Origin of the sequence: Staphylococcus sp. HMSC035D11 (assembly GCF_001836075.1) — a bacterium.
Lineage (GTDB): Bacteria > Bacillota > Bacilli > Staphylococcales > Staphylococcaceae > Staphylococcus > Staphylococcus hominis.
This window is the reverse complement of the sequence record NZ_KV827285.1, coordinates 1-11,835: the sequence shown is the minus strand read 5'-3', so window position 1 is coordinate 11,835 and position 11,835 is coordinate 1. Positions and strand designations below refer to the sequence as shown.

10 protein-coding genes, 4 pseudogenes and 1 riboswitch are annotated in these 11,835 nt (G+C 32.1%); of the genes and pseudogenes, 11 read left to right on the top strand and 3 right to left on the bottom strand.

Annotation, left to right across the window (positions count from 1 at the left end; all coding sequences use genetic code 11):
• The 7 genes and pseudogenes from HMPREF2647_RS11635 to rarD all read left to right on the top strand — a co-directional run.
• Positions 1-165 (top strand): annotated as a pseudogene (locus HMPREF2647_RS11635) (biotin/lipoyl-containing protein); the annotation flags it as partial.
• Positions 166-345: 180 nt separating this feature from the next.
• Positions 346-1,284: pseudogene (locus HMPREF2647_RS09990) on the top strand (dihydrolipoamide acetyltransferase family protein); the annotation flags it as partial.
• A gap of 152 nt (positions 1,285-1,436) precedes the next feature.
• A complete protein-coding gene (locus HMPREF2647_RS09985) occupies positions 1,437-1,775 on the top strand; it encodes a PadR family transcriptional regulator (protein WP_048680855.1) in 339 nt (112 codons plus the stop codon).
• Positions 1,765-2,538 (top strand): membrane protein, encoded by a 774-nt coding sequence (locus HMPREF2647_RS09980; protein WP_048680853.1) that lies wholly within the window; start codon positions 1,765-1,767, stop codon positions 2,536-2,538. Before HMPREF2647_RS09985 ends, HMPREF2647_RS09980 begins: the two co-directional genes overlap by 11 nt.
• Positions 2,539-2,544: 6 nt before the next feature.
• Complete coding sequence (locus HMPREF2647_RS09975) at positions 2,545-2,760, top strand: zinc ribbon domain-containing protein (protein WP_017174769.1); 216 nt, start codon at positions 2,545-2,547, stop codon at positions 2,758-2,760.
• A 187-nt stretch (positions 2,761-2,947) separates the two neighbouring features.
• A riboswitch (TPP riboswitch) is annotated at positions 2,948-3,052 on the top strand.
• Between the two features lie 202 nt (positions 3,053-3,254).
• A complete protein-coding gene (gene thiC, locus HMPREF2647_RS09970; protein WP_049416101.1) occupies positions 3,255-4,997 on the top strand; it encodes a phosphomethylpyrimidine synthase ThiC in 1,743 nt (580 codons plus the stop codon).
• Between the two features lie 136 nt (positions 4,998-5,133).
• Positions 5,134-6,039, top strand: coding sequence for an EamA family transporter RarD (gene rarD, locus HMPREF2647_RS09965; protein WP_070508237.1), 906 nt, complete (start codon positions 5,134-5,136; stop codon positions 6,037-6,039).
• 71 nt (positions 6,040-6,110) lie between these two features.
• On the opposite strand, the gene HMPREF2647_RS11505 is transcribed toward rarD, so the two are convergent.
• Positions 6,111-6,245 (bottom strand): hypothetical protein, encoded by a 135-nt coding sequence (locus HMPREF2647_RS11505; RefSeq protein WP_002449300.1) that lies wholly within the window; start codon positions 6,243-6,245, stop codon positions 6,111-6,113.
• Between the two features lie 24 nt (positions 6,246-6,269).
• Positions 6,270-6,392: a hypothetical protein gene (locus tag HMPREF2647_RS11500; protein ID WP_017174772.1), complete on the bottom strand. Its 123-nt coding sequence runs from the start codon at positions 6,390-6,392 to the stop codon at positions 6,270-6,272.
• 603 nt (positions 6,393-6,995) lie between these two features.
• Here HMPREF2647_RS11500 and HMPREF2647_RS09960 point away from each other — a divergent pair.
• The 3 genes and pseudogenes from HMPREF2647_RS09960 to HMPREF2647_RS11395 form a co-directional block, all read left to right on the top strand.
• Entirely contained in the window at positions 6,996-7,514 is a 519-nt protein-coding gene (locus HMPREF2647_RS09960) for an immunodominant staphylococcal antigen IsaB family protein (protein WP_017174773.1), read from the top strand.
• 572 nt (positions 7,515-8,086) lie between these two features.
• Positions 8,087-10,345 (top strand): ATP-binding cassette domain-containing protein, encoded by a 2,259-nt coding sequence (locus HMPREF2647_RS09955; RefSeq protein WP_070860020.1) that lies wholly within the window; start codon positions 8,087-8,089, stop codon positions 10,343-10,345.
• Between the two features lie 80 nt (positions 10,346-10,425).
• A pseudogene (locus tag HMPREF2647_RS11395) lies at positions 10,426-10,536 on the top strand (winged helix-turn-helix transcriptional regulator); the annotation flags it as partial.
• 82 nt (positions 10,537-10,618) lie between these two features.
• On the opposite strand, the pseudogene HMPREF2647_RS09950 reads toward HMPREF2647_RS11395, so the two are convergent.
• Positions 10,619-10,768, bottom strand: a pseudogene (locus HMPREF2647_RS09950) (alcohol dehydrogenase); the annotation flags it as partial.
• A 522-nt stretch (positions 10,769-11,290) separates the two neighbouring features.
• Between HMPREF2647_RS09950 and HMPREF2647_RS11065 the strand changes: the two are divergent.
• A complete protein-coding gene (locus tag HMPREF2647_RS11065) occupies positions 11,291-11,386 on the top strand; it encodes a type I toxin-antitoxin system Fst family toxin (RefSeq protein WP_000493114.1) in 96 nt (31 codons plus the stop codon).
• The last annotated feature ends 449 nt before the right edge of the window (positions 11,387-11,835 follow it).

Sequence of the window (11,835 nt, the reverse complement as noted above, 5' to 3'; positions counted from 1 at the left end):
ATGAGTGAAAATATTATTATGCCAAAACTCGGTATGACAATGAAAGAAGGTACTGTAGAAGAGTGGTTTAAATCAGAAGGTGATACAGTAGAAGAAGGCGAAAGCATTGTCACAATTAGCTCTGAAAAATTAACCAACGATGTCGAAGCACCTGCAAGCGGAACATTACTAAAAATCAAAGTGCAAGCAGGCGAAGATGCAAAAGTAAAAGCAGTGCTTGGTATCATCGGAGAAGAAGGCGAAGACATAGGAAGCGATGACGATGATTCTGAAGAAACTACCCAAGAGAATAAAGATAACGACACAACTTCTGAAAATCAACAAGCATCTTCAAATGAAGAACAATCTGATAAAAAAGATACAGAAAACAAAGCGAAGCCTGAACAACGAAAACGTATCTTTATCTCTCCATTAGCACGTAATATGGCTGAAGATAAGGACCTTGATATCACAAGAATCAAAGGTACAGGTGGAAATGATCGTATTACAAAATTAGATGTTCAACGTGTAGACTCAGAAGGCTATGATTATGAAGGTGAAGCGGGTACGTCTGACGAAAGTGTATCTTCAACGACGCAAAACTTCGATGTGTCTAGCATTGGTGAAGGTCTAAACCCAATGCGTCAACGTATTGCTCAAAATATGCGTCAAAGTCTTAATAATACTGCTCAATTAACATTACATCGCAAAGTCAATGCAGATCGCTTATTAGACTTTAAAGCTCGATTATCTGAAGAATTAAAAGATGCAGATCAAGATGTAAAATTGACAGTCACAGCTTTATTAGCTAAAGCAGTAGTCCTAGCACTTAAAGAATATGGCGCAATGAACGCTCGTTATGAAAACGGTGAATTAACAGAATACGATGATGTACATTTAGGTATTGCGACATCACTTGAAGATGGTCTTATGGTGCCAGTCATTGATAATGCAGATACTAAAAGTATTGGCACTTTAGCAAAAGAAATTAAAACATCAGCTGAAGCAGTACGTGAAGGAAATACAGGTGACGTTCAACTGAGTGACGCTACATTTACAATTACGAATATGGGTGCAAGTGGTATCGAATACTTCACACCAATTTTAAATTTAGGTGAAACAGGTATCTTAGGTGTCGGTGCTCTAGCTAAAGAACTTGTTCTTGAAGGAGATAATGTAAAACAAATCTCTCGTATCCCATTAAGTTTAACATTCGATCATCAAATCTTAGATGGCGCAGGCGCAGCTGATTTCTTAAAAGTACTTGCTAAATATATTGAAAATCCATATTTATTGATGTTATAGATAATAAATAACTTTTTATCATGAAGTCCCCAGGAGTCTAAAGTACTTCTGGGACTTTATTTATACTCAACTATCTTACATTATAAGTTAGTTGACGGAGCTATTATTTTATACTATCTTATATTATAAGATAGTTAGTAAAAGGTGATCACATGACAATATCTAATCAAATGATGAAAGGACTTTTAGATGGGGCAATATTAGGTCTTATTGCAAAAGGAGAAACGTATGGATATGAAATTCTTGAGAAATTAAAGGAACATCAATTTCCCGAAATTAGTGACGGCAGTATTTATCCGGTACTTTTAAGATTAGATAAAAAGGGCTATGTACATACAACCATGCGTAAATCCGACAACGGTGGACCTAAACGTAAGTACTATACTATTTCAGAAAGTGGACTCAAAGAACTACAACAGTTTAAGAAAAAGTGGCAAGCGCTTAATGAAGGTATGAATCATATATTCAGGAGTGATAATAATGATAAGTAAAGAAAAAGAAGACTACTTATTTAAGTTAAAGGCTGAACTTTTATTTAGAGGCAAAGATGAACATGAGGTTAATGATATTATAGAAGAGTTAAGAGATCATTTCGAACTTGCTGAAAAGAATCACGATGATGTTAGTGATATTCTAAATACGCCAGTAAAAGATTATGCTGATCAATTCTCAGAATATATAATTTTAACTAGGGGGTTATTTAAATATTTAGCTTTATTTTCAGCATTTATGCTAGCTATTTTTATTATCCCAAACTTTTTTACAGAACAACTTAATGTGACAATTGGTTTTATTATTAATATCTTATTTATCTTTTGTATAACTACGATTTTACCTTTTTTCTTAATTAGAAACGGTCTTGTAAAGTATGGAGAGCAACGACGAGTATATATTTATGCTTTTATATGGGGTGCAGTTATTTTTGGTCTCATCTTATTAAGTACGTATCTTACAAAACGCTATTCCATTTATCATATCATTACACTAACTGAATCAAAGAGTGTGATCATAGGACTGATTCTGTTATTAATTGTAATGACTTTATGTTTTATGTTGAAACAGCGTTTGTTTGCTTTAGTGATATTCATTGTTTGTTTACCAGATATAATTGGGTGGGTAGTTAAAATATGCAGTCGCTCAGAATCTCAATCTATTATTGTTTCATTAATCGTAGCCATTGCTTTATTGTTAATATTGAATATTGCATTTTTCATCTCTACATTTAAAAAACGTAAAAATAAAGTGAAGGAGTGATTCATTATGTCAGAAAACCAAAATCAAGGTTGTATAAAATGTGGTCATACAGAAGTAGAAGAAGGTACATTATCTGCAACAGGCTCAGGATTGTCTAAATTTTTAGATGTACAACATAATAATTTTAAGACGATAACTTGTAAAAATTGTGGATATACCGAATTTTATAAACAAGATAGAAACAGAAGTAGAGACTTTATTGATTTGTTCTTTGGAGGATAAGTCAAAGGAATAAAACAGCAGTAACCCTTATGGGTGCTGCTTTTTCAATCTTTGGGTAAGACTTCGGGTTGTGTGAAGTTAGACTTTCGGATGTCTAAAAGTTATAAAAATATTTAATATAATGACTTGATATTCTTGGAATTTTAAGTCATTGTATAAGTATAGGTTAAGTAACCTATAATTTAATAATCTCTGCTAGGGGTGCTTTATATTGCTGAAAGGAACATCATGTTCCAACCCTTTGAACCTGATCTAGTTAATACTAGCGTAGGGAAGCCAGTGAGTCACTTTACAATGACATATGGATGTTTTCATAATTTGATGAAAAGGTCAATTTAACGATGAATCATTTTCTTCATTATGATACTTACATATATTTTCGTATATATTCACTTATTCTTATGCATTCAGTATTAAGCTGAATGCTTTTTTTATGAATTATATAATCAGTGATATTAGACCCTTCTAGTAACCTAACTTAGGAGGCATTGTTAATGAAACAAGAAAAAATCAATTTTAAAAGAACGTTCCCAGCAAGTAAACGTATTTTTAAAAAAGGTGAAGGTAATGATAGTGATATTTTTGTACCATTTCGAGAAATTGAACTTTCTGATACCCAATTAGAACAACGTAGTTTTCAAAATGAACCTGTCGTAGTGTACGATACAGCAGGTCCTTATCATGATGACAGTTATGAGGTTGATATCAATCATGGACTTCCAAAGGTTCGCGATGCATGGATTGAAGCACGTGAAGACGTTGAACATTATGAAGGTCGCCGTATTCAATCGATTGATAACGGTTTTTCAAAAGAAGGCCATAAAAACTATGTAGCTCATCCATTCGAATATCAACCAAGACGTGGCAGTAAAGATACACCAGTTACACAAATGTACTACGCTAAACAAGGGATTATCACTAAAGAAATGAAATTTGTAGCAATTAGAGAACAAGTGGAACCAGAATTTGTAAGGGAAGAAATTGCGAGAGGACGCGCGATTATTCCTAATAATATCAATCATCCTGAATCTGAACCAATGATTATTGGTAAAAACTTCTCTGTAAAAATCAACGCGAACATTGGTAACTCTATTGTGTCTTCATCTATTGAAGCAGAAATTGAAAAATTAGTTTGGGCCACACATTGGGGTGCAGATACGATTATGGATTTATCTACAGGAAAAAATATCCATACAACTCGTGAGTATCTCTTACGTAACTCACCTGTACCAGTAGGAACAGTGCCCATCTATCAAGCGTTAGAAAAAGTAAATGGGGTGGCAGAAGATTTAACATGGGAAGCGTATAGAGATACATTAATTGAACAAGCTGAACAAGGGGTCGATTATTTTACTATTCACGCAGGATTACGTCTTCACTATATTCCATTAACTGTTGATCGTTTAACTGGGATTGTTTCTCGTGGTGGCTCAATTATTGCACAATGGTGTCTTGCACATCACGAAGAAAGCTTTTTATATACACACTTCGATGAGATTTGTGAAATCTTAAGTCAATATGATGTTGCTATTTCTCTAGGAGATGGTTTACGACCTGGTTCAATTTATGACGCTAACGATGAAAGTCAATTTGCGGAGTTGAAAACGTTAGGTGAGTTAACGGATATTGCTTGGAAACATAATGTGCAAGTTATGATTGAAGGTCCAGGGCATATTCCAATGCATAAAATTAAAGAAAACCAAGATTTAGCAGATTTTTATTGTAAAGAAGCACCATTTTATACATTAGGACCTCTTGTAACAGATATTGCACCAGCATATGACCATATTACATCTGCCATTGGTGCTGCTCAAATTGCGAGTCATGGTACGGCAATGTTATGTTACGTGACACCTAAAGAACATTTAGGTTTACCAAATAAAGATGACGTACGTGATGGTGTGGTCACTTATAAAATTGCAGCACATGCAGCAGATTTATCTAAAGGCTTACCAGGGGCAACAGAACGCGACGATGCAATTAGTAAAGCGCGCTTTGAGTTTCGTTGGATTGATCAATTCAACCTCGCGTTAGATCCTGATCGAGCGAGAGAATTTCACGATGAAACATTACCAGCAGAATCAGCGAAAATTGCACATTTCTGTAGTATGTGCGGACCAAAATTCTGTTCAATGCGCTTATCACATGATATTCGCGATTCCTACAAAGAACAACTTGAAGGCATGAAAGAGAAAGCCGAAGAATTTAGAGAAGGCGGCAATAGAATATATCATTAATGATAATGGTAAAGAGGTAGCGATATAAATTGCTACCTTTTTTTTAAAAATTCTTCTAGATATATCCATTTCGTTTAACTACTGATACGATAGAGTTATACATATTTCCAGGGTAATATTGCTAGGAGGGTTTAGCATGGATAATCATGCAGAATTTAAAAAAGGAATTTTATTTGCGTTAGGGGCGCATTTATTATGGGGGATTCTACCTATTTATTGGAGATTCATTCACGGTATTAGCGCATTTGAAATTTTAGCATATCGCATTATCCTTGCGATGGTTTTTATGATTCTAATGATTTTTGTATTAAAAAAATCACAAGCGCTTAAACATGATATCAATCAACTCGTAGCACATCCGATTCAACTTGTTGCGATTATTATTGCAGGTTATGTGATTACGATTAACTGGGGAACATTCATTTGGGCAGTGTCTAATGGTCATGTGCTACAAACCAGTTTAGGTTATTATATTAATCCATTAGTGAGTGTCTTACTCGCATTTATTTTCTTAAAAGAGCGTTTCAATAAGTTTGAAACGTTAGCGATTGTATCAGCCGTAATTGGCGTCATTTACATGACAATGAAGATAGGAGAATTTCCAATTATTTCTTTAATGTTGGCATTCTCATTTGGGATTTACGGTTTACTAAAAAAATTGGTACGTGTTGAAGCAATGAGTGGGATTGCGATTGAATGTATTGTGACAGCACCAGCAGGACTGATTTATATCATTTATTTATGGCAAGCACACCAATCATCAGTCGGTTTGAATATGAGTACATTTTTACTCTTATTCTCTGGAGCGGTAACAGCTGTCCCACTTATTTTATTCTCAGCGGGCGCTCGTCGCATTCCGCTATCACTGACAGGATTTATTCAATACATTAGTCCAACGATTATCTTTTTACTCGGTATCTTCGTATTTAAAGAAAAATTCGATATCCACCAATTCATTACATTTATCTTTATTTGGATTGGTATTGCGCTTTATAGTATCTCTCAATATATTAAAATGAAACGTAGTCCTAGACCAGAATAAAAAACAAGCCACCCCTCACTACTTGATGAGTGAAGGATGGCTCTATTTATCATCTATAAAAAATATTTAAATTAGCCTAAAGAACCGTTACCAGTTTGGTTTTCATTTTTAAGGTTTTTATAAAAAACGCCAGCAAATACTGCTACGATAGCAATAATGCCAATATATTCAGAAATTTTACGTCCTGGTGATTTATATCCAGCCATAATATGACCTCCATTTATTAAGTTTTACGTAGTTAAAGCGTATAGTGAAGTATTCCCGTTTTCAAAATAAAAAAACATGTCCATCGTTAATTTTAATAAAGGTATTGTAGAGTGAACAAGATACATAGCTACATCAATGATCTTCATTATAGACAATACCTCCTTTAAATCTAAGAATCTGCACGACATATTCTTCATTATTTTTATTATTTACATTTCTAGCAATTGATACCATGTCATGACGTTTTTTAACTTTTCATAGGATGACTACTGATATAGAAAGAAGTACCGTTAATAGAATGAAGCAGAAGTATGACAAATAAACATAGGTATTATCTATTAAGTTTCTTCGCAAAGTAAGCAAAATAACTCATCATTATAGCGAAAACAACAGATGAAATGAAACAACGCACAATACCTAGATCTAATTTTAAAAGTCGTTGTGCTAAATAAAAGATTATAAAATAAACGATAAAAAAGTATAGGAAATAACGTATTGTTTTCATTAGTTCTCTCCTTATCAATTAAAATATGTATGATTTAAGGCTAACATGTGTTGAATACAAATTAAAAATAATGAAAGAATAAAAAGTAGAGTAATATTATAAGTATTATATAATTAATTGGATTTTCAATTAATTATATTTCAATAAATTTATATTTTAATTTATAAAAATTTGAATATTTGAGTGTAATATTATATATTAAAGGTGGAAGTTCATTATAATTCTATAAGAGGAGTGATCCATAATGAAGAAATTTGCAAAAGCAATGGTCGTTGGTGGTATTACTTTAGGAACAGTATTAGGGTTTAATGTAACTGAGCATAACGGTGTATCAAATGAAGCACAGGCACAAACACATACGTCACAAGGCTATTATTATCATTATCATGGTTATACAAAGTCAGGTGGCGAATTCGTATTAAATCACACGTTCTATAATGCGTTAAAAGCTGGAAATGTAACATTTAACGGAATTAAAGTGAATGAGCAGTATCAAAACGGTACATCAACAAAAAAAGTATATGACCAAACATTTAATCAAGTCAAAGGCAACACAGCAGCAATGATTGATTTTAAGGTCGCACCTAAAAAAGTAAGCTTAGAACAAGTGAAAGACGTTTACGGAGATCATTATCAATATCAACCATCACTGACTGAGAAACAAACAGATGAAACAAATGGACTATACGGTTACACAGTAGGCAAAGGTCATATTACATTCCATGTTACGGATGGCTACGTGGATCATGTTACTGTGTCATAATAAAAGATATAAAAGAACAGCACCTCATCGCGAGGTGCTGTTCTTTGTGTTAATCAAGTATATTGATGAATGTCATAATGAAAGTTAATATACAAGCAATGATAATGACTAACTTTCCTTTTTCTGTTTTCTCATGTCCATGTTGGTACTCTCGTAAAACAAATAACCATGAAATGATAACTAGCAATCCTAAAATAATACTGACAAATGAGTTATATTTTAAATTTTATAATTCTATTTATATTAATATGTTCGTAGATGACAAAAATTTCAGTATTAATAAATATTAACGCTATTGATATAAATATAGTGTAATTGAATTTTGAAAACATTTTTATATTACTCGTTGATATTGTAAATGTATGAAAACAAGAACAGCCGCAGTTTCCTAATTATGACTCTGGAAGCTATGGACCTAAAGAAAGTGAAAAATTACTTAGTGAAGACGGATTGAATTGGTGGAATAATTTGTAATATAAAAGACTTAAAGTTGTCGTCTTTTGAATAAGTAGTTAATCATTGATTAATATGCAATAATCAATGTTGTAAAGATTATAAAGGGAGGATACTTAATGGATTTTATTAATATTACAAGTGCTTCACAAAATAACTTGAAAAACATAGATGTAAATATCCCAAAACACTTAGTAACCGTATTTACAGGACGTTCTGGTTCAGGGAAATCATCTTTAGTGTTTAATACTATTGCTGCGGAATCTGAACAGCTACTAAATGAAAGTTATTCCAGTTATATCCAATTTCATTTAAATCAACAACCTAGACCGAAAGTGAAAAAAATTAAAAATCTTCCTGTAGCAATGACAATTAATCAGAAAAGATTCAATGGGAATTCTCGCTCTACGGTAGGAACAGTTTCGGATATATATGCCTCCGTTAGATTACTGTGGTCTAGAATAGGCGAACCGTTTGTTGGCTATTCAGATGCATATTCCTTCAATAGTCCTAAGGGCATGTGTAAAACTTGTGAAGGATTAGGGTATATTGAAGACATTAACTTAGATGAATTACTAGATTGGGATAAGTCTTTAAATGAAGGTGCCATAGACTTTCCTTCTTTTGGACCAGATAAAGAACGTGGTAAAGCCTATCGAGATAGTGGTTTATTTGATAATAATAAAAAATTAAAAGACTATACAAAAGATGAATTAGAATTATTTTTATATCAAGAGCCAATGACGTTAAAAAATCCTCCTAAAGAATGGAGAAAGTCAGCTAAATATGTAGGGCTAATACCTAGATTCAGTAGAATATTTTTAGGCGATAAAGAATTTAATAAAAAACGCTATGCCAAACATCTTAAAAATGTAGTAAATAATAAAATATGTCCTACATGTAAAGGTCAACGTTTAAACTCGAAAATATTAAGTTCTAAAATTATGAGTAAAAATATTTCTGATTTCACACAAATGACAATTAAGGAAAATTTAGAGTTTCTTAATAAATTAGAGGATCCAACAGCTAAATATATTATTGATCCTCTCAAAAAGCAGTTAGAAGCACTAAAATATATTGGATTAAGTTATTTAACGCTTAACCGTGTCACAACGACATTATCAGGCGGTGAAGCGCAACGTCTTAAATTAATACGTCATTTAAATAGTTCTTTATCGGATTTAGTTTACATTATAGATGAACCAAGTGTTGGTTTGCATCCGGAAGATATAGCTAAAATCAATGAAATTTTAAAATCTTTAAAAGACAAAGGTAATACTGTGTTAATTGTTGAACATGATCCCGATGTTATTAAAGAAGGGGACTATATCATAGATATGGGACCAGGTTCAGGAAAAAATGGTGGTGAAATCACATTTGAAGGAACATATAATGAATTACTCTCTTCAAATACTTCGACAGGTAACGCATTACGTCACAAACATAATTTAAAAGAGAATATTCGTGAAGCGAACCATTTTTATAATATCGGTCCTGTGACACAAAACAATTTAAATAACGTAAAAACGTCTATACCTAAACACGTATTAACAGTCTTAACAGGCGTTGCTGGTTCAGGTAAGAGTACCCTTGTTAAAGCAGGTTTTGAAAATAATGACCATACCATCTTTATTGATCAAAAAGCAGTTCAAGGATCTAATAGATCTAATCTGTTAACGTATTTAGGTGTTTTTGATAGCGTAAGAAGCTTTTTCAGTAAAGAAACAGGCTTAAATAAAGCTATGTTTAGTTATAACTCAAAAGGTGCCTGTCCAAATTGTGGTGGAAAGGGCTACATTAAAACGGAACTTGCTTTTATGGGTGATTTTTCACAGACATGTGAAGTTTGTCATGGTAAACGTTATAAACAAGAAGTATTAGATGCTACCATAGATGGGTATTCAATCGCCGATGTTCTCGATTTGACGGTTGACGAAGGTATTATTTTCTTTGATAAAAAGAATGATATTAAGTCAAAATTACAATCTGTAAGTAAAACAGGTTTGAATTATATGTCACTTGGACAACCTTTATCCACTTTGTCTGGTGGAGAGATTCAACGCGTGAAACTAGCACAACATTTAGATGAAGAGATAAAAAATAGTATTTTTATTTTTGACGAACCAACCACAGGCCTACATGAATCGGATATCCCTATATTGATGGAGTGTTTTGATGATTTAATTGATCAAAACAATACAGTTATTTTGATTGAACATAATTTATCGATTATGTGTGAAGCAGATTGGATCATCGATGTCGGTCCAGGCCCTGGGTTGGATGGCGGAAAGGTCCAATTTAGTGGAACACCTAAAAACTTTATTGATAGTTCAGAAACATTGACATCTAAACACTTGAAACGCTATATCAATCAGTAGAAATAGAAGAGTTGGATGAGTTTATATTTATTATATTCATTCAACTCTTTTCTTATCATAGATTCTTTCAATATAGAAATATTGAAAGAATTGTCTATCCAGTAGTTCCACCAAAAGTTGAGTATAAGTTAACAAACATAGGAAAAACACTCGATAAAGTAGTTTATGCAATTTGTGATTGGGGGGGATGAATTTCTGGAAGAAATTTCTAAATAGAAAAATGTTAAAATTTAAATATATAGGTAAAAGACGCCTCAACTTTGAACGAGTTATTCAAAGTAAGGCGTCTTTATCTATATAGTATTGTGGTTTTAAAATAACTTTAATAGTATTATCTTTTTTTTGATCAAAGATGTCATAAACTTCTTTTACATCTTCTAACGGCATAGTATGAGTGATAATTTCTGTTGGATTATTTACTTCACATACTTCCATATTTTTATATCCTTGATAAGTAACTGATTTCATACAATCATCCTCTTTTAGCAAATATGCGCCTGTTATTAAAATACAAACTCAAACGAGTAAATTAAGTAATTATTATTTTGTGTTAAATATACATAATTTACATATAAATCATGTGAATTTATTGAATATAATCATCTTTTTTTGAAAATAGTATCTATAACAAAAGGAGGATATTCCCCATTCATTCACCATCAAATTTATTTTCTTATACGCCTCACTATCTCAGAATATCAATGTAAATAATTTTTCTATTATTTACCCCAAAATAAAGTTTGAAAGTATATATATTAATATTACTCCAACAATGATTTTGAACCATATAGAAGAATTTGAAAAAATACAAGGAAAGAGAAAAACAGAAAATAATACATAATTTAACTTATCGGAAGTCATCTGTAACTCAATTATTAGAAATGATATAATACAAAGGTCGTCGTTCACTTCTGTGCTGTATTTAGCATGGAAGGAGGTGACATCATGTTCAGTACACTATTTGTAACTATTATAGCTCCTATCATAGTAGGAGTTATACTCACGTTATTTTCTCATTGGCTGAATAATCGTGAAAAGTAATTTAGCGACGACATATAGCTAATACACCAAAAGAGCCCGATAACTACTGCGAATAGTTATCGGGCTCGGTGTTTATCATGTTAGTACACTATTTGTTAATCAAATTATAACACTGGTTAATAGAGGAATGCAAAATAGTTTATTGATTACTAACTAGTGAGTGATCTTTAATAAAGATACTATTTCACTAGAGGGAATGCCTATCTTAAACATTATAAAGGATTTATGAAGTTGAAGAACAAAATTGGAGATATTAAATATATTATCTTTTTGATATGTAGGTTTTTTCTTATGGTGGAAAATAATGAGAATAATAATGTCTATAATCCTTCAAATAATCATGTAAATTTTCGTCATAATTAACAATACTTTTTAAATAATTTTGTAACACGTTATCTAATGAGTGAAATAAATCTTGGTTCTGTTGCAAAGTTGAATTTATAATATAA